At 64.6% G+C, this 17,535-nt stretch carries 22 protein-coding genes; 8 read left to right on the top strand and 14 right to left on the bottom strand.

What is annotated here, in order from left to right:
- Positions 1-289: 289 nt before the first annotated feature.
- Genes HBOR_RS19190 through HBOR_RS19180 form a run of 4 tightly spaced genes read right to left on the bottom strand, consistent with a single transcriptional unit; the run spans position 290 to position 1,370 of the window.
- Entirely contained in the window at positions 290-550 is a 261-nt protein-coding gene (locus HBOR_RS19190) for a hypothetical protein (RefSeq protein ID WP_006057208.1), read from the bottom strand.
- A 47-nt stretch (positions 551-597) separates the two neighbouring features.
- Positions 598-816 carry an AbrB/MazE/SpoVT family DNA-binding domain-containing protein gene (locus HBOR_RS19185; RefSeq protein ID WP_006057209.1) on the bottom strand — a complete coding sequence of 73 codons (219 nt, stop codon included), beginning with the start codon at positions 814-816 and terminating at the stop codon, positions 598-600.
- Between the two features lie 4 nt (positions 817-820).
- Positions 821-955: a hypothetical protein gene (locus tag HBOR_RS20510; RefSeq protein WP_006057210.1), complete on the bottom strand. Its 135-nt coding sequence runs from the start codon at positions 953-955 to the stop codon at positions 821-823.
- A complete protein-coding gene (locus HBOR_RS19180) occupies positions 942-1,370 on the bottom strand; it encodes a hypothetical protein (RefSeq protein ID WP_006057211.1) in 429 nt (142 codons plus the stop codon). Before HBOR_RS19180 ends, HBOR_RS20510 begins: the two co-directional genes overlap by 14 nt.
- 193 nt (positions 1,371-1,563) lie before the next feature.
- Here HBOR_RS19180 and HBOR_RS19175 point away from each other — a divergent pair, with 193 nt between their 5' ends.
- Entirely contained in the window at positions 1,564-2,103 is a 540-nt protein-coding gene (locus HBOR_RS19175; RefSeq protein ID WP_241432441.1) for a hypothetical protein, read from the top strand.
- Here HBOR_RS19175 and HBOR_RS19170 read toward each other — a convergent pair.
- Positions 2,100-2,384 (bottom strand): type II toxin-antitoxin system RelE family toxin, encoded by a 285-nt coding sequence (locus HBOR_RS19170; RefSeq protein ID WP_006057213.1) that lies wholly within the window; start codon positions 2,382-2,384, stop codon positions 2,100-2,102. The two genes, HBOR_RS19175 and HBOR_RS19170, sit on opposite strands and share 4 nt — an antisense overlap.
- Positions 2,385-2,387: 3 nt before the next feature.
- Positions 2,388-2,663, bottom strand: a complete 276-nt coding sequence (locus HBOR_RS19165; protein ID WP_006057214.1) for a ribbon-helix-helix domain-containing protein — start codon at positions 2,661-2,663, stop codon at positions 2,388-2,390.
- A 188-nt stretch (positions 2,664-2,851) separates the two neighbouring features.
- On the opposite strand from HBOR_RS19165, the gene HBOR_RS19160 reads away from it, so the two are divergent.
- Together HBOR_RS19160 and HBOR_RS19150 are read left to right on the top strand one after the other, a co-directional pair.
- A complete protein-coding gene (locus tag HBOR_RS19160) occupies positions 2,852-3,481 on the top strand; it encodes a tyrosine-type recombinase/integrase (RefSeq protein WP_013446660.1) in 630 nt (209 codons plus the stop codon).
- 208 nt (positions 3,482-3,689) lie between these two features.
- Positions 3,690-4,109, top strand: a complete 420-nt coding sequence (locus HBOR_RS19150; protein WP_006057194.1) for a hypothetical protein — start codon at positions 3,690-3,692, stop codon at positions 4,107-4,109.
- Here HBOR_RS19150 and HBOR_RS19145 read toward each other — a convergent pair.
- A complete protein-coding gene (locus HBOR_RS19145) occupies positions 4,106-4,504 on the bottom strand; it encodes a hypothetical protein (protein WP_006057195.1) in 399 nt (132 codons plus the stop codon). The two genes, HBOR_RS19150 and HBOR_RS19145, sit on opposite strands and share 4 nt — an antisense overlap.
- A gap of 207 nt (positions 4,505-4,711) precedes the next feature.
- On the opposite strand from HBOR_RS19145, the gene HBOR_RS19785 reads away from it, so the two are divergent.
- Positions 4,712-5,308 carry a hypothetical protein gene (locus HBOR_RS19785; protein WP_006057196.1) on the top strand — a complete coding sequence of 199 codons (597 nt, stop codon included), beginning with the start codon at positions 4,712-4,714 and terminating at the stop codon, positions 5,306-5,308.
- 120 nt (positions 5,309-5,428) lie between these two features.
- Here the strand turns inward: HBOR_RS19785 and HBOR_RS19135 are convergent, their stop codons facing one another.
- The 7 genes from HBOR_RS19135 to HBOR_RS19105 form a co-directional block, all read right to left on the bottom strand.
- Positions 5,429-6,247 carry a site-specific integrase gene (locus tag HBOR_RS19135; RefSeq protein WP_006057197.1) on the bottom strand — a complete coding sequence of 273 codons (819 nt, stop codon included), beginning with the start codon at positions 6,245-6,247 and terminating at the stop codon, positions 5,429-5,431.
- Positions 6,241-6,909 (bottom strand): site-specific integrase, encoded by a 669-nt coding sequence (locus tag HBOR_RS19130; protein WP_006057198.1) that lies wholly within the window; start codon positions 6,907-6,909, stop codon positions 6,241-6,243. The genes HBOR_RS19135 and HBOR_RS19130 overlap by 7 nt, the downstream gene beginning before the upstream one ends.
- A gap of 508 nt (positions 6,910-7,417) precedes the next feature.
- Positions 7,418-8,707, bottom strand: a complete 1,290-nt coding sequence (locus HBOR_RS19125; protein ID WP_006057199.1) for a hypothetical protein — start codon at positions 8,705-8,707, stop codon at positions 7,418-7,420.
- The gene (locus tag HBOR_RS19120) at positions 8,704-10,584 is read right to left on the bottom strand and encodes a 3'-5' exonuclease (RefSeq protein ID WP_006057200.1); all 1,881 of its coding nucleotides are present in this window, start codon (positions 10,582-10,584) and stop codon (positions 8,704-8,706) included. Before HBOR_RS19120 ends, HBOR_RS19125 begins: the two co-directional genes overlap by 4 nt.
- Positions 10,585-10,592: 8 nt before the next feature.
- Positions 10,593-11,906 (bottom strand): ICP22 family protein, encoded by a 1,314-nt coding sequence (locus HBOR_RS19115; RefSeq protein ID WP_006057201.1) that lies wholly within the window; start codon positions 11,904-11,906, stop codon positions 10,593-10,595.
- 316 nt (positions 11,907-12,222) lie between these two features.
- Positions 12,223-12,465 (bottom strand): hypothetical protein, encoded by a 243-nt coding sequence (locus tag HBOR_RS19110; protein WP_006057202.1) that lies wholly within the window; start codon positions 12,463-12,465, stop codon positions 12,223-12,225.
- Complete coding sequence (locus HBOR_RS19105; protein WP_013446657.1) at positions 12,462-12,725, bottom strand: hypothetical protein; 264 nt, start codon at positions 12,723-12,725, stop codon at positions 12,462-12,464. Before HBOR_RS19105 ends, HBOR_RS19110 begins: the two co-directional genes overlap by 4 nt.
- A 420-nt stretch (positions 12,726-13,145) precedes the next feature.
- Between HBOR_RS19105 and HBOR_RS19100 the strand changes: the two genes are divergently transcribed.
- Genes HBOR_RS19100 through HBOR_RS19085 form a run of 4 tightly spaced genes read left to right on the top strand, consistent with a single transcriptional unit; the run spans position 13,146 to position 17,051 of the window.
- Positions 13,146-14,291 carry a hypothetical protein gene (locus HBOR_RS19100; protein ID WP_144018737.1) on the top strand — a complete coding sequence of 382 codons (1,146 nt, stop codon included), beginning with the start codon at positions 13,146-13,148 and terminating at the stop codon, positions 14,289-14,291.
- The gene (locus HBOR_RS19095; protein ID WP_006057205.1) at positions 14,288-15,076 is read left to right on the top strand and encodes a hypothetical protein; all 789 of its coding nucleotides are present in this window, start codon (positions 14,288-14,290) and stop codon (positions 15,074-15,076) included. Before HBOR_RS19100 ends, HBOR_RS19095 begins: the two co-directional genes overlap by 4 nt.
- Positions 15,073-15,876, top strand: a complete 804-nt coding sequence (locus HBOR_RS19090) for a hypothetical protein (RefSeq protein ID WP_006057206.1) — start codon at positions 15,073-15,075, stop codon at positions 15,874-15,876. The genes HBOR_RS19095 and HBOR_RS19090 overlap by 4 nt, the downstream gene beginning before the upstream one ends.
- Positions 15,873-17,051 (top strand): ATP-binding protein, encoded by a 1,179-nt coding sequence (locus HBOR_RS19085; protein WP_006057207.1) that lies wholly within the window; start codon positions 15,873-15,875, stop codon positions 17,049-17,051. The genes HBOR_RS19090 and HBOR_RS19085 overlap by 4 nt, the downstream gene beginning before the upstream one ends.
- The last annotated feature ends 484 nt before the right edge of the window (positions 17,052-17,535 follow it).

Below are 17,535 nucleotides of genomic sequence, written 5' to 3'. Positions count from 1 at the left end.
GCCGGACCACCGGGGTCGAAAAAGAAAATCAGCGAGATCGAGGTCCTCAACAGAGTAGCTGAAGCAGGGGTGGAAATGGAGGGTGGTGGAAGCCGGTCTTCGACGTCTTACCCCCACCCCTGACGGGGTCGGAACACCCTTCCAGAACGGGCTTAGTGGGGTAGCGCCGCCGAAATTCGAAAAATAGCGCGAACCCTCGTAAACCAAATGCGACTATATGGAACTCAAACCTCTCAGTTCGTCTAACCGTCTCGTCGAGGCGCTCGAAAAGAGGGGTGGTCGGTGTCGGTCAGATCGTCGGGACGTCGTCGTCGGTGCCGAAGGAGTGCGCGACGGCGTTCTCGGCGTCGGTCACCTCGCCACCGGCGATGACGTGCAGGCCCTCGTCCTCCAGTTCGTCCGAAGCCGCTTCGTAGACCGCCTCGAAGAGCTGGCGAACGCGGTCGTCGCGGTCCTCCGGGTCGTCGCCGGGGTAGTCGCAGCGGACCTCAGCGCGCTGGTCGTCGGGTCGGTACGTGACGGTGATCTCGGCGGTGTCGTCGTCGGACATGGATTCGATGTTGGTGGTGTGCTACTTGAGAGAAGGGTGTTCGATAGTCAGTTCGTGCCCTGGTAGAGGACGCTGTCGCCGGCCTCGACGTCGAGATCGTCGGCTACCTCCTTCGGGATGCGGAGCGTGATCGTCTGAAGCCCTGGGGTCTGGGCGTCGGCGTCGTCCTCCTCACGGTCTCGGTCGCTGTTCGAGACGCCTGCCAGCGCGCCCGCGAGACCTGCGACGCTACCGAGGTAGCCTCTCCGGCTCCAGTGTTCCTGCATGGAGTTAGGCACCCCCGAGAGCCGTCTTCACCGCATCGATTGAACCGTAGGCGACGCCGTCCACGATGTACTCGCGGAGGACTTCGCCGCTCTCGGTCCGGCGCATGCGAGCGGTCACGCGGGCGTCACTCGTCCGCATCGTCACCCTCCGTCTCCTCTTCTTCCTCGTCCTCGATCTCACTCTTCCGCGGGAGGTCGCGGACGTCCTCCCAGCGGAGATCGAGAGCCTTAGCCTTCTGTCCCGCCGTGAGGTTCATCGTCGCCTGCTCGTACGGCTCCACGCCGTCCACGAGCGGGACGATGTCCTCCTCGACGAGGCGCTGGAGGTCGTAGAAGTCGTTCCGGAACTGCCTGATGTGCTCCGCCGTGAGGTCATCGTCGCTGAACCGACCCAGGCGCGCCTCGATGGTCCCGAGGCTGTTCTGGAGTTCGAGCTTCCGGGTGAAGAACAACTCGGCGAGCGCGCTCCGAGCGACGCTCTCCCAGTTCGGTTCGGTGGCTGTACAGTCGTCCGTATCGTGGCCGTTATGGCCGTTGCAGTCGTTTGCTGACATTGCTGGTTTCCTTACCAGCACGGTCGAGGGCGTTCCAGCGCCCCCGGCCATCCTTCTGAGGACGGCCAGTTTCCGTGCTTACCACGTAGTCTATACTGCGGCATAATAAATCTATGGCAACCATAGAACTATGTTACTGTAGAGAACATAGGCTCATAGGGTCTTTATGACCATAGCAGACACAACGAACGATATGGGACGAACGACGATCCAGGTCAGTGACGAACTGGCCGATGAACTGCACGAGCGCAAAGAACGTGGAGACAGTTACGAAGACGTCATCTGGCGGCTCATCGAGGAGGGCGACCAGTCGGCCTCACAGGAGCCGCCTGAGAGTCCACACTCGCGCACGGAGCGTCGAGACGCTCCATCACCCCCGCCGGAACAGGAAGCCGCTGAGTCGCCCCAAGAGAGCGTGCAGGAGGACGCCGAAGACGTACTCCGGTCTCTGGACCTGTCGGGAAGCGGGTCGAAGTACGAGGCTCGTGTGGAGACCGTGCTGGCGTTCTACGAGCACCTGCGCGACCACCCGGGCGAGCGCGTGTCGAAGGGCGACCTGGAGGACCTCGTCGAGGAGTGCGGCCTCGACGTCGCCTACGCGTCGTTCGGGTCGTTCTGGGGGAACTGGGTGAAGAAGAACGAGTCGCAGGGCCGTGACTTCAACACGCTCACGCAGCTGCCCGGCGTGGAGATGGACGGCGACGACTACGTCTACACGGGCGAGTCGGCTTAGTCGTCGTCTCCGCGATAGGCATCACCGCCCCGTTTCCGGATTCGGAGGACGTAGAGGATCTTCTTGTCACGGTCTGCCCGACAGCCGAGACGGAACGGGCCGATGCGGAGTTTCTGGTGAGGCGCACCCTGAAGCGGCTCCAGGTAGTCGCTCGGTTCGCGCCACTGATCATCGACGATCTCGTCCAACTTCGAGGCGATGCGCTCACGCGCGTACTCGTCGAGGCTCCCGAACTGCCGCTCAGCAGTGTCGGTGAGCTCCCAGCGCCAGTCGTCGCTCATCGATCACTCGTCCTCGCCGTCGAGGCCGTACTCGGCCTTCACCTCGTCGCTGGTGTGTGTGCGGCCTTCCTGGATGTCCACCTCACCGGCGAGCATCGCCTTCAGGTCGGCGCGGTTGAAGTCGGGGTGTTTCACGGCGTCGCGGAGGACGTCGCGGATGAACTCACTGCGACTGTTGTACCCGAGGTCCTCCCACGCCCCATCGACGTCGGCGAGGAAGGTCTCGGTGATGCGGATGTTCACGGTGGTCTTGTCGGGTGGGGTGTCGGCCTCGGACATGGCTGTGTTGAAATTGTGTAGCGAAAGCATATACAGTTACCGGACCGTACCCCCTGCCAATAAGTCAGGCGAGTGTCGCAGAATAACATAGAATACGACACTCGTCACAACCGGCCCCCGTACAGTTTATAAAAGAATCCTCCGCGACCCTTCGCGGAACACCCACCACGAAAGAAAACGACACTCAGATGAGCACCACCGAGACCACCCAGGCGAAGTCCTGGATGAAGCCCGACCAAGTGAAACGAGTTCGAAGCGTCTGCCTCAGCGAGACGTTCCCGACGTACCTCCAGCAGCGCAACTACGCCATGATCACCGTGCTCGCCGACACCGGTCTCCGGGTGAGCGAACTGGTCGATCTCGACGTCGGCGACCTCCACCTGGACGCCGAACGGCCTCACATCTACCTACCGAGTCACAAGCAGAAGGGCCGTCCGGGCGACGCGACCGTCTACCTCGACGACTTCGGCGACGTCTACAGTGCCCGCGACACTCTGAAGCAGTATCTCACAGGGCGGTGGAAGGAGCCCGAGAACGGGGCGCTGTTCCCGTCCCGAGAGTCAGACCGGGCGACACCCCGCAGCGTTCAGCGCGTCGTGAAGCGAGCCGCACAGGCCGCCGACGTGACGCCACAGGTGAAGAGCGTCGCCACCGAGGACAGTGAACCCAGCCCCGAGGACGTCACCCCGCACACCTTCCGACACTCGGTGGCCTACCGCATCATCGTCGAACAGGGCGGTCGTCTGGAAGACGTGCAGCGCCACCTGCGCCATTCGTCCAGGGAGACGACGGACCGAATCTACTCCCACCTGGTGTGACGATGTACAGGTACCTACACCAGCTCCGGACGCGGTGGCGTCGGTGGCGGCTCCTGCGCGCCTACTCCCGCGTATTCACCGCGCGAACGGGCAAGCGCGTAGGGTTTACCCCGCTCATGGCCGCCTACGAGCGCGCGGAACGCGACGGCGTCCTCTCCCTCGACGACGGCGACGTCGTCTGGCACTGGCCCGAGGACGGTGAGAGCGCATGACCGAAGACGACGTTGATCCGGAGAACCCACGCCCGGAGGGACACTACCCGAGGTTCAGAGACAACGAGTGGCACTACGTTCCGGACGAACTCGCGCAGACGATCTCCCTCGGGCCAGCCGGTGACGGAGAACCCGGCCAGGACTGGGTGCTCACGTACACGCCAGAGAAGCGGAACCCGGACGACCGCGAGAAGGTGCTGGTCCGGCTCACTCCGCGGGCGCTGCACGAGCTGTACATCGAGACAAAGGGGCTCTCGAACGACGCTCGGATGCACGGGCACAGCGCTGAGTGTGACCTCTGTGGAAAGCAGGTCGATTTCGACCGAGCGATACCGAACGCCCGAGGGGAGCCGTGTCACAAGCGCTGCTGGAGCGAGTACACGGGCGCTCCGCAGTGGTTCGAAGAACAGGGTTAGTCAGCAGCAACCGTTTTCCGGGCGACGACGCCGGCGGTGTCGAGGACGTCCACCTGCCCGAGCGTGAACGCCGCGCCGTCGATCTGGCCGAAGCGGGGGAGCGCGTTGCTCGGTTCGAGTGTCACCTCCAGAACTGCGCAGGGCCGGCGCGGGTCCTCGGGGAGATCGGCGACGTCGCCGTGGTCCTGGTGGAAGAGGCCGATGAGTTCCCAGCTGGCCTCACCGCGCAGGTTCTTCTTCCAGGCGACGGTCGCGTAGACGCGCTCGTTCTCGTCGAACTCCATCTCTTCGAGGGAGCCGTATTCTCGACAGCGCTTGCAGCACGACGCGTCCACCGCGTTCTGGTCGGAAGGGAGTCCCGTGAATCGCTGTTTCAGCGTCTCTTCCACGGTCATACTGTCATCGAGGTGAGGAACCCGGTTAAACCGCTGGGGTACGATGGACCGCGAACCGACCCCCGCATCCGGGTGGCTTCTCTGCGTCCTAAACAACACTTTTGGCAATAGAGGTTGGAATGTTGTTTAGGACGGTCGCCACTCCGTCCAGATCACCATGCACGACCACCCACTGCACCCCGAACGAATCACTACCGGTGATGCACCGTGAGCATCCGAGAACGAAACATCATCCGCGACCGGCTCCAGCCCGGCGACATCGTCCTCTACGATGGGTTCCAAGTCGAAGGAGAACGCTGGCGCGTCGTAGAACTCGAAGACGACCACCGGTTCCTGGGTTTCGGACCGTTGGACGTTGAGGAAGAGGACCTCGTCGTTCGACGTCTTCAGTTCACCAACGTCGAGGAAATCGTGCCGCGCGACGACCCCGGTGGCGTGGAGGATGCGCCCAGCACCGAGCCGCGTCCGCCGGCGTCTCTTCCGAAGTACGTGGTCGAGGCCGTTGAACGGCAGGGCGCAGATCGGCTCCGCGACCTCGCCGACTGGGCCGAAGAGCGTGCTGCGTTCCTCGAAGCCGAAGCGAGAGAGCAGCTGGAGGAACCGCCAGCGGAGGGCGAGGTGGACGACGTCGAGGAAGATGTTGATGGCGACGACCTGGACGAGGTTCCAGACGGCGTCTCGGTGAACGTCTACAAGATGAAAGTGCCGTGTGGACCCGGTTGCGATGGCTGTCCTCACGGTCCCTACCGCTATGCGAAGTGGCGCGAGGGCGACAAGGTTCGAACGAAGTACCTCGGGAAGTGAGCCGATTTCTCTTCACGCCCTAAACAACACTTTCCTATTCACCGCCCCGATGTTGTTTAGGACGGTCGGTTCTCGAACCCAGTTCAGTCCTCGCCCGGATGCGGGTGGAGGCTCAGAAGGTCAGTCTTGATGGAACGCGCAGCGCTGGGTGAGTTGATCGACGATCCGGTGGCAGGGTTCGCCGTACCGGTTCGTCGCCGAACAGGTGATGACGCGGTCGTCGTGGACGTAACAGCGCGCGTCGGGCGTGTCTACCGGCATCTCACAGGTGCCACCCTGCGCTCGGTCAGCCCCACAGGCGTACCTCTCCTCTTCGCGTTCATCGACGAACTGGATGTATCGACGAACCGCGAAGCGCCCGTTGTCTTCGTCCATCGAGTACCCCATCGCCTGGCGCATCGTCTCGATCTCGAAGCCCTTCCGGGCGAGAATCGTTCCGTAGGTGTGTCGAAGAGCGTGCGCGTTCACGTCGCGCTGGAGGCTGGCGTCCTTGACGAGGTCCTTCAGGTAGGTGCGGAGCCGTTGCTCGGTGCGGAGCTTGTCGTAGAGCGCGAAGTAGTCCCTGAGCGCCTCGACGACGTCCTCGTCGGGAACCGGAACGCGACGTGCGCCGTGGGGACTCTCCGGCTTCCAGGTGCCGTCTCGGTTCACTTGACACCGGTAGCAGGCGTCGTCACCGTTCCCGAGGTTGCACGGGGCTTCGCTGGGAACCACGATTTCGGGAATCTTCGTCTTGTAGACGACCCAGCTGGGGCGCAGGTGCGCGACCGTGGAGTTCCGCAAGCCCGTGTACGGCGACAGCAGTCCGGCGAGGCGCTTCACGCCGTCGGCTTCCAGGGCGGCCTCCCGCCACGCGGCCAGCTGCTCCTGGTCGAGGGGCTGGCTGGCGTCGGCGAGCGGTCGTCCGTTGTAGTCGGTGAGCGTCTTCTCCTCTACCATTTTTCGTCGTAGGCCAGCCCGAGGCGGGTACCGCTCATCTTGATGTAGAATCGAGCGATGCCGATGGAGGAGTGACCCATCAGATGCATGATTTCGTGGGGTGTGAAGCCTTTCCGCGCCAGTCTCGTTCCGTACGTGTTCCGGAGGTCGTGGGGTGTGACCTCGCGTCCGAGATCGGCGCGGTCGGAGATTTTCTCAACGTAGTAGTTCACCTTCTCCCGGCCTCCTACGGTGTCGTGGACCGAGAAGTAGTTCCGGAGGATCTCTTCGACGTCTTCCTCACGGATCGGGATGGGGCGGACGCCGTGGTGGGACTTCGGCTTCCAGTAGCCGGGGCGTTTCTCGCGGCAGTTGTAGCAGGGCTGTCCGGTGTTCTTCGTGTCGCCACCGCTTCCCTGCTTCCCGCGACCGAGCGTACACTCTTGACGAGGCGGGATCTTCACGTGCGGGTTCTCTTCGTCGTCGAGGTTCAGCCAGGCTTCTGTCATGTGCGCCATCGTCGTCCGGCGAATCCCTGTGTGGAGGAGGGTGAGTCCGAGCAGTTCCTCGATGGGCTTCCCATCCTTGGCGGCTTCCTTCCAGGTGGGGATCTGGTCGGGTTCCAGTGGCCGGTACCGTTCGAGGTGGGTGATGCGGTCCTTGTTGAAATGGCCAGTTCCCATAGATATTGACATGAGTCATGTCAGTATAAACGCTGGGAAAGTTACCCGGGAACCTCTGAAGAGGCTAATTTCGGACGGCTCAGCCGTTCCGTCGAAACGTCTCATGTCACTAATCCAGCTATCGGCATGAGTCGGTAAATCACCGATTCAGGCGGCTCAGGCTCCACACCCCTCGAAACCCGGCATCCTCGACCCCCCGCATCCGGGGTAGGTCGAGATCGAGGTGGTTCAGAAGTGGCATGACTATATTAGGGTCACTCGACCCGGGTTGCCATCTCAGATTACCTGTCGAAAACTCTCCTCGCAGAACCCCCCGACTGACCCCAGTAGTTAAGTAATAGGACTGCAAGCGCGGTTTACTTCGGGTAAACTGAGATGGCAAGGGGGGTCGAATCACCCTTATACAGTAGAGAGGTCGGACAGACGGGGGTCGATGAGAAGGCGCAGTTGCTCCTGGAGGAGATCGGCGACGTCGGTCAGAAGAAGATCGGGGGGCGGAGGGGCTGGCCTACTCGAAGTAGTCCAGCGTCATCTCGTCGAAGACTCGCCGGCACAGCTCGGCGTTCTTCTCACCGAGGATGCCGCGGTCGCGGTCACGGACGTAGAGGTCCTCGACGTCGGCCACGCCCAGCAGCGCGGCGTGGGGTGGCTTCGTGTCGTCGGGGACGCCGGCGTGATCACGGAGCCAGAGGCAGGTCTTCAGCATCTTCACCGGACGATCTCCCAGCCAGCCCTGGCCGGCACCGCGCTTCGGGATGTCGGCGCAGCTGACGTCCACCTCGTCGGCGAGGACCGCGGCCAGCTCTATCGCGCGACCTCCCGCGTTGTGCGCGAAGCAGAACCAGGTGTTCCCGCTCGGTTCCACCCCGAAGTTCGTACACTCCTCGGGGTCGCTGTGCATCGGCCCGTGAGCCGGGTGCGGTCCCTGCCACTCGTCGCCCGGCGTCTCTCGTCGATAGCGCGAGAAGTCGCCGGTGTCGGCGATGGACCGGATGTCGATGTCGAAGTACGGTGACCGCCCGCTGCTGGAGCTGTCGTTCTCTCGGTTCCGGATGGCGGCCTCGATCCCGGAGACGTCGCTGTTCCAGTCGGTCTCCGACGCATCCTCGGACGAGGAGCGGAGCCGGCGCTGGCGGTACTCCTCGCTCTCGTAGGTCTTAATGAGGTCCTCGACGACGTCCTGCCGCTCGGGGACGTCGGTCGGCGTCCCCTCGACGTGCCTCCAGGTCGCGCCGACGACGCGCCCGTGGTCGTACATCTCTATCTCGCCGACGTCGTCCAGTTCGGCGATGAACTTCCCGAGACCGCCGGGGAGTTCTGCCCTCACGAAGACGTGGAGCCCCTCGCCAGACTGCGAGACCTCGGTGAACGCATCGAGGCGTTCGACGATCTCCTCGACCTCCTCGGAGACACACCCGGATGCGGGGTCCCGGACGTCGTCGAAGTCCACCTGCATCAGCGGTGGCTCCGGTGGGTCGTGAAGCAGCAGGAACGTCGGGATGATGCGCTCCGGGACGTGTGGCTCCTCCTCGCCGTCCTTCGGCGGGAACGGGTACGTCCGGTGGACCTCCTCGGTCGGGAGGTCGGCGAGCATCTTCGCCTTCTCGAAGGTCGTCTCGGGACGCTCGGTCTCCTGCTCGCCCCAGCTGGCCGGGTAGCAGTGCCCGGTCACCCACGGGGCCATGATCTGCTTCCCGAACTCGGGTGACCAGAGGACCCAGTGGTCGAACTCCTTCATCTCCTCGGGGATGTAGCGCCTCGACGTCTCCATCGGCACCGTGAACGCGCCGGTGCTCACGCCGTCTCACCTCCGGGGAGATCGCCGTCCACGTGGCCTTCCTGGTAGGCCTCGCGGGCCGCGGCCTGGAGGTTCTCGGGGATGATGCTGTTCGTCCAGGCGAACCCGTCGCGCATCACGTGCAGGCGCTTCTTCGCCCGCGAGAGCGCGACGTACCACGTGCGGTACTCGTTCCGCCGGGACTCGTCGTTCACCTGGATCTCTCGGAGGATGCGGTTGCTGATGCCGTCGTAGACGACGACGTCGTCGGCCTCCATCCCCTTCGAGGCGTGGATGGTGATGGCGTGGCAGCTGATCGAGTCGGGGCTGATCGGGCCGTCCTGCCGGTTCAGCGCGGCCCGGAGTGCCCGGAGTTCGCGCTCGCCGGACGACCCGGACCCGAACGGTCCCTTGTTCAGCCGGTTCACCGATCCTGCGCCGGCGGTGTAGCGCTCCCAGAACGACTTCGTGACGTAGTCGTCGAACTCCCGGAGGGTAAGGTGGCCGTCCTCGTCGTCGCGCAGTTCCTCGACGAGGTCGTTCGCATCGGACCGGGTGATGTCGAGGTCGTGCGCCGACGTCGCCTCCAGGAGGGCCGCGGCCTCGCTGTTCTTCAGCGAGATGTCGGCGGGGTTCTTGTTGTTCCCCGTGTACTCGCCGAAGGCCTTGTTTCCGCCGTAGCGGAAGTTCGCCGGGCTGTACCCTTCGATCTTCTGAAGCGCGTTGTGGACGGCGAGACGGATGTCGGTCTCCTCGGTGTTCCAGCCGTGGAGCTCCGGCTGCGAGCGATACGGGATGCCGGCGGCTTCGAGGGCTGCCCCGACGCCGTCGGCCTGCATCCGCGTCCGGGTGAGGAACAGCGTCTCCTCACGCCCGAACTTCTCGCAGATCCAGCCCGGCGACCCCGGCGTGTCGCGGCCCGGCAGGTTCACCCAGCCGTTCTCTTCGGAGTGTTCGAAGCGCGGGCTGTTGATGTCGTTCACACGCCCTCGTCCGTCGCGGGTGACCGCAGGCGGAGTGTGGGCGTCGGCGAGCATGCGCGTGGCGAGCGCCCAGTGCTCTTCGGGGACGCGGTAGGTAGTGTCCAGGAGGACGGTCGGGAGGTCGAGGTCCTCGAAGAAAGCCGGGCTGGCCCCGTCGTAGGCGTTCACCACCTGGTGCGGGTCGCCGGCGACGATGACGATCTCTGCGTCCTCCATCCAGGACCGGAAGAGAGCGTCCATCAGAGCGGTGACGTCGTGGTACTCGTCGATGACGAGGATGGGCCGTCCGGGAGACTCGCCCTCCTGGAGCGGGCGCTTCAGCATCTCGTGGAAGTCGATGATGTTCATCTGGCCCTTGTAGTCCTCCCACTCGTACCACGCCTCGACGATGTCGCCCTGCCAGTGGTCGCGGAGATCGTCGGTGTGCGGGCACTCGCGCAGCGCGGCCTTGTCCTCGGGCGTGGTGTTCGCGTTGGCGAGGTAGTCGAGAACCCGGAAGAGGAGCTTCCCGGCGCTGTCCTCCCAGGGTTCCGACGTCCAGAACTGCATCCCTCGCTTCTCGCAGAAGTCGGAGCGGTGCCACGGTTCGACGACACCCTCGCCGATGGAAGCGCAGCGGTTGGCGACCGCGTGTGCGGTGCCGATGTAGCGGGTGGCCCCGTCGCTCGGGTTCTCCAGCTCGGACGGGTCGATGATGTCCCAGGACGCCAGCCGTGCGAGCGTGTCGCGGGCGAGCGAGCGTCTGTAGGTCACCCAGGCGACGTCCTCGATGCCGTAGTCGTGGTCCTGGATGAGCTTCGCTACCCGGGCCGCCGACTTCGACGTCTTCCCGGTACCCGGCGGGCCGTGGTAGGCGAGCGATTCGGTGACTGGAACATCCTCGATTCCCGTGATTTCGATGTCCTCAAGGTCCATCGGCATGCTCACTCACCTCCCTCGTCGTCGTCGTCCGGGTCGATCCCGAAGCCGCCGGTGATCCCCGACTCGAAGTCGTTCGCTGGTCCGTCGTCCGGTGCGTCCTCAGGCGGCCTCTCGTCCTCCGTGTGGCCGTCCACGTCGTCCTCTGCGCTCTCGGTCTCGTCGGACGTGGCGGGGCCGTCGTGGGCGTCCTCGTCGCCCTCGTCGCCGTCCTCGGTGACGTCGTCGGTCTCCTGTTCGCTCTCGGTGCCGTCCGAGTCGTCCTTGTCATCCACCGCGCCGACGTCGGTCTGGGCCTCTTCGGCCTCTTCCTCCTGCTCCCGCGCCGCCTGTTCGGCGGGGCTCTCGGGCTCCTCGACGAACTCGGCGGGTTCGGCGAAGCCGGCGTCGAGGCACCAGAAGGAGACGCGCTGGCCGTCCACGTACTCGTAGTCGGAGACGCCGGCGACGTCGGGTAGAGTCTCGCTGCGGGCGTCCAGTTCGATCTGGAGCGCACGGGTCTCGATGCCCGCCTGGTCGCAGATGCGCTTCACGGCCTGGGTGGGGACGCGGATCTGGGACGGTCCACCGCCGTCGGTGGCGGCTTCGCCGTCGTCGTCGGCTGGTGGTGCGTCCATCCAGATCCCCTGCCGGTCGCGCATATCCTTCACGTCGGCGTACGCCGTCTGGCGGTTCACGTAGTCGCGGAGATGTTCGACCGCTTCGGTGCGCGGGCCGACGTGCTCAACAGTCTCGGCCCGGTCGAGGAGGATCTCGCTGAGGAACTCCTTCCAGTCGTTGCTGTCCCGGCGCTCACGGGAGGGCGGGGCGATGCGCTCGCCCTTCCCGAGGCTGATGAGCGCCTCGAAGTAGTCCTCCTTCCAGGCGGTCCAGTCGTAGTGCTTCCGCCCTTCGTCCTTCGACTTCTCGGTCTCCAGCTGCACGCCGTCGCTGAAGTGCCAGCGCCAGACGAGGCCCTGCTTCGCGTCGGTCGTGGAGACGACCTTCACCTCCTGGAGGCGCTGCTCGATGAGTTCGTCGAACGGGATGCCGTTCGCCCCGCTCCCGTCGTCCACGAAGACGTCGGTGAACTCGTCCTTGATGTCGGTCTTCGTGTAGTGCGCGAGTTCGCTGGCGAGCGCATCGGCGAGCGCGTTCGCGTTCGCGCTGGAGATCGCGCCGTCCTCGCTCCAGGCGGCCACGTAGTCCACGGCACGCCCGAGGAGTTGGTTCTCCCGGCGCATCCGAGCGGTCATCCCGTCGTCGCTGTCGATCTCTTCGGCCTCGTCGAGGAGTTCCTCGGTCCCTGCTTCGACGTCCGGCACCTCGTCGCCTGCCATCAGTAGCTCACCCGTGCGGCTGGTGCTCGGTCGTTGGCCTGTTCGTCGTGGTGGTCGTCGCTGGTGTCGTTCATGATGGGTGTCGTTTCGGCGAGCACCCGACGTCGTACAACGACGCCAGCACCGAGACGCAGACCCGCCTCTAAGGGCGAGGCGGTAAGTTTACGTCGGTGCCGACAGAAGCCGTAGGTGTCCAACCTTCGGGGTGGAACCGACCACCCCGAACCGGCTTCTGTCAGGCGCTGATTGGTTAGCCTTGCTTTTCGCGTGTCTTTCCGCGCAGTCGTTATAAACGTAGGGTGTCCGCGCCTGAACCTCATGCTTCGACCTCGCGTTCGATGAGGTGTTCCACGTGATCGGGACAGAGGACGCGAGTGCCGAACCCGTCGATGGTGACTCGGGAGAGCGGTTCGCTGACGCGGCAGCCGAGAGCAGCGCAGCAGGCGGCGTCCACGGCCTCGACGACGACGCCGGGGAGGTCCACGGTGACGGTGTCGGTGCCGCCGAGGTCCTCGACGATCTCCGCGACGGACCCGCTCGGAGAGGTTCCGGCGCTCACGCTTTCTCACCACCCGCATCCGGGTCGGTGCCCATCTCCCAGAGTTTCCGGGCCAACCCCTGCTTCGGGGGGAGCGACTGGTCCTTCTGGAAGAGGTTCTGGCGCTTCAGTTCTTCTCGGACGGTGGCCGCGTCGGTTTGGAACTTCCGCGCGATGTCGGCGGGAGCCCACCCACGGCGGACGTGGAGCTCTTCGAGAGCCTCCGGGTCGTCCCAGTTGCGCTGCGCGGCTTCGTCTACGGTGAGCCGGCGCACGCTCACGCCGAATCACCGCCTTCGGGCCGTTCGTGTACGTTAGATCGGGTTTGCATCGTGTGGTCGGTGGATGCCCAGTCTTCCAGGCGCGGGGCGTTCCTCCGACCGGATGAGAAAGGAACCGTGAACGTGACGAATATCGTCACAGAAGCCCGCAGTTTTAAGCCTGCGGGCCTCCACGTTCTCGGTAGGACCAAGACCACGCCGTAGGTCCGTCCCGAGTTCACCACCGCGACTCTCACCCAGTCGCGTTTGGTTCGAGGGAAGCAGTCTGCCAGGACACCTTCCCTCGCGCCTTTCTGGCGAAGTTACCTTCGTAGCCGTGAGTCCGTCGAGTTCACCTCTACTCTCGCCTATCGTACCCCCATATTATAAAAGTACGGGAGAAATACTATTGTGACGGAAGGGCGTCACACCAAAATGAGTATGACAGAACCACCGGAGGACGCGGGCGACCGAGACGCACAGTCGCGCCTGGAGGAAGAACTGGATCGGCCCCGCGGCATCCTCACGACCGCTGACCGCGAGTACCTCACCCACCCCGAGGGCTCGCTGGACCTCACCGAACAGACCGCCCGGAAGCGGCGCTCACGCATCCGTGAACGGGTCTACAACGCAATCCTCGACTTCGACTACCTGGCGAAGCTTCCCGAGGACGAACGTCGCCCGGTCTTCGAGAAGGTGCGCGATGGCTGGGTGAACGGCACCTCCAGCGTCGCGCTGCGCCGGCTCTTCAAGTTCGTCTACCTCGGACTGAAGTCGGTTGGCCTGGAGCGTGGCTTCGGGAACGTCCTGGAGCGCGCCATCGAGGACGCCGAGAAGGAGTTCGCCCGCGGCCACGGAGACCACGTCGAGGTGGACGTCACCTTCGACGTCGAGGTCGAGAGCCGGACGACGTCGGAGGAACTGGAGGAGCGCTACGAGGAAGGTGAGAAGCTCTCGCTGGAGGAGCAGAGCGTCCTCGCCCGCGAGAAGGATTACGGGCTCACCGACGAGATGATGATGGACAGCCCGTACTTCGACCCGGACCGCGAGAACCCGGGCGAGGCGGCCTTCGAGGCGATGATGCGCGACCGCGCGGAGAACCTGCGCGCGCAGGATGCGCCCGAAGAGGATATCCCCGAGTTCGACGAGGACATGGACCTCCCCGAGCACCAGCGTCGGGTGAGCCCGCTCATCGAGGGGTCGATGATGGCGACGCCGATCCCGCAGTCCATCCCGATGAACTTCGACCAGCTCTACGAGGACCTCTCGAAGGTGCTGGTGTGGGCGCTGCGGGACGACATCGACAAGACCGACATCGGGTTCGAGGAGTTCCACGACGTCCAGGAACTGATGCCGAACCCGGTCATCATCCAGACCTACTACGAGAACGCCGGTGACGAGTTCGCTATCGACGAGGACGACCAACTGAAGGAGTTCGTCACGCTCTGGGACGCCGTCCTCGCAGCGGCTGGCTGGGAGCGCCCCGAGGGCTTCGACGGCCTCCTGGAGGCGATGGACTTCACGCCGGACAAGTACGACTCGGAGCGGCTGGACGCGCTGCTGACCGAACTGGAGGGTGGCCGATGAGCAGCGAGAGCGCGCCCAGTCGGAAGGACTTCGGTCGGCCTGCGCTGCGCCGGCTGGAGGAGGAGCACGACGATCTCGTTGCTGAACTCCGCGCGGGGTTCGACTCACTGGACGAGGTCATCTTCTGGTGCCAGCGGCTCTCCATGCGGACGCTCGGGTGCCTCGACGACGGCCTCTACCAGCAGTTCGGGAACGAGCGCGTCCTCTGGTCCACGCTGATCACGTCGCCTGAGCGCGAGAGGTACGGGCACGACACGGTGAGCCTGGAGGCCGCCGAAGAGTTCCGTCTGCTGGTGGAGGCGACCTACGTTCTCCCGGCGACGCGGTCGGCGTTCCGGAAGCTCAGGGGGAGCGCCGGCGAGTATTTCGGTGACGACAAGGACGACACCGTCACCGTCGCCGACGAGCAGTTCATAGCGATGCGCCCGGCGCTGGATCACCTGGAGGAGCGGCAGAAGGAGACGCTGTCTCAACTCCTCGACGGTATCGAAGGCGGGAAGCCTGAGCTCTTGGACTGGCTCCGCGACCTGAACGGCGCGACGTTCGGCCAGATCGACTCGGAGTTCCAGGTGCGCGCCTTCAAGGAGAGCCGCGTCACGCAGGAGGTGCTCCTCGACGAGTTCGAGGACCCCAGCGCGGCCCGGAAGACCCGCCAGTTGTTCGCCTTCGAGTTCCTGCTGCCGGCGTTCAACGCGGGCGTACGCAAGCTCGTTGGGAAGGCTGGCGAGGACACCGTCGAAGAGGAAGAGGACGACCAGAGCGCGGGAGACCACATCGACGTATGAGTTCCGACACCGACCGGGAGATCGCCTCGACGTCGCGCCCGGCGCTGAGCAAGCTGGAGGCCGACCACGACGACCTCGTCACCCGCCTCCGGGACGGCTTCGAGTCGTCCGAGGATCTGCTGTTCTGGCTTCAGGAGGTCTCGGTGGCGACGCTCGGTTGCTTCCCCGACGAGGACCTCACCGATGCGTTCGTCGAGAGCAACTCGAAGGCGTGCCTCATCGTCGGCCCCGACCGGCACAACACGCTCCTCGACGAACCGACCGACCTCCAGACCGCGAAGAGGTTCCGTCTGGGGTTCGAGGAGACGTTCCTCCTTCCGGCGTTCAGGCAGTCCTACCGGAAGCTACGGAAGAACGCGAACGAGTACGTCCGCCCCGAGGACCGGCCAGTGACGCGGGCGACCGACCCGGTGGCGTTGCGCCCTGCGCTGGAGGAGCTGCACGAACGCCAGCGGGAGACCATCGAGGACGTCCTCGGGGGCTTCGAGGACGAGGAGGAGCTCCTCGACTGGGTCCGCGGCCTGATCGGCGCGTCGTACGGCCAGATCGACCGCGACGTCATCACGGGCCTGCGGATGAGCGACCGGGTCTCTCGGGACAACCTCCTGAGTGACCCGTCGATGGAGTACAGTCTCAACGACGGGAAGGGGAGCGCGTGGTTCCGGAAGAGCCTCGTCGCGGTGCAGTTGCTCCCGGCCTTCAACGCGGGCGTACGCAAGCTCGTGGACCGCGCCGGCGAGGAGACGAGTGAGGAAGAGGAAGACGAGAACGGCGACGTTGGCGACCACATCAGCGTATGAGCACACAGAACCCCACCGACACCACCGAGACGAAGCGCAAGGAAGAGATCCTGGCGGAGTTCCCCGACCCGCACACGACGTCGAAGCAGTACACCGGCGACCAGCGGTGTCACGACGACTTCTGGGACATCAAGCGGGCGTTCGGCATCCCGAAGATGGAGTGGGACGCCACCTACACCGAGGAAGAGGCAGAGGGGAAGGCCTACGCCGAAGCCGGGGAGCGGAAGCTGCGGAAGAAGCTCCTGCCGAACATCATCTTCCACGACTGGGACCCGGACGATCACCAGCTGTCGGTCGGCGGTACCGACTGGCTGGCTGTCGGCCCGCCGGGTTCGGGGAAGTCGAACCTCGCTCTCTGGCTGGCCGTGCGCCTGATGGAGGCGAACAACGAGAAGGTCATCTGGCGCGCCTCGACGTCGCGCTCGGAGTGGCTGCCGTTCGCGCCCTGGGCGCGGGTCTGCCTGCCCAAGGGCGTGGACATCGAGGCGCGGTTCGTGCCGAAGGACCCGACGCAGGAAGGGTTCGAGGTGGACCTGGAGGAGATCGTCCGCGAGGTCGTCCGGTACCGCGACCCTGTCCACCTCAACCACGACCTCCTGAAGCCCGGTCAGTTCCACGTCGTCTACCCAGACCCGAAGATGCGCCGGCTTCAGGAAATCTACGAGAACGACCAGGAGAAGCAGTACGACGGCCTGGAGTTCAGCGAGGACGACCCGCTCAACCACTGGTGGTTCGGCTGGATGCACGCCCGCATCGCCGAAGGGCCGCACCACTGGTCGTCCATCATGTTCGACGAGATCGGCGACATCGCGCCCGAGGCCGCACGGAACGACGAGTACGCTCACTACCAGAAGGTCGAACTCCTCAAGGACTGCTGGGTGGACGCGCGGAAGTACGGCCACTCCATCTTCGCGTTCGGGCACAGCGAGGCCGACATCCACTCGATGATCCGCCGGAAGATCCGCTGGCGCGTGACGATGAACGGCACCGCGAACCCGACGAACTCGGGCGACGTCGTCGGCTTCCGGCGCGTGCCGATGGAGGACGACATCATGTCCTCCCGCGACGTCGGGATGTTCATGCCCTTCAGCGAGTCGGAGTTCCAGTACCCGCCAGTGAAGGCGGCTCACATCCCGTCGCCCATCGACATGACGCTGAAGGTCTCGTACGCCTGAGCGCGCCTTTTCGCGCCCGTCCGTGTGTACACGTTCGCTCCCGAGCGACGCGTCCACGAAGAGCGTGCGTGTGCTCGCCGGCGCGGCAATCGCGGGCGTGCCCGCCCTCCTGGACGTCCGCGCTCACCCGCGCCGACGTGATCGTGCCCGAGCGGCTGGGCGAGCAGCGCGACCGCGAGCGCCAGCTGCACGCGCGACCAGCGAGCGCGTCCGTCCTCGACGAGAGAAAGAGCGAGTCAGCGAGAAAAGAAAGAAGAAGAAAAAGAAAATCGAGCGAAAAACTGTCTGTTCTGTGAGAGAAGTGGCTCTCTCTGACCGCTATTCTCCAGTATTCCAGTAGTATAACACCTAACGCGCGTATATGCGCGAAATGCGCGCGCTATAACACCCTCCCCCCGGGATAACTCCCTACCAGTCCTGTGCTACGCGCGCGCGAATATCCTCTCAGCCGACTGAAAATCTCGGACCCGGTTCAGTTCGAAAA

Origin of the sequence: Halogeometricum borinquense DSM 11551, from assembly GCF_000172995.2 — an archaeon.
GTDB lineage: Archaea > Halobacteriota > Halobacteria > Halobacteriales > Haloferacaceae > Halogeometricum > Halogeometricum borinquense.
This window is presented reverse-complemented; position numbering and strand designations above follow the sequence as displayed.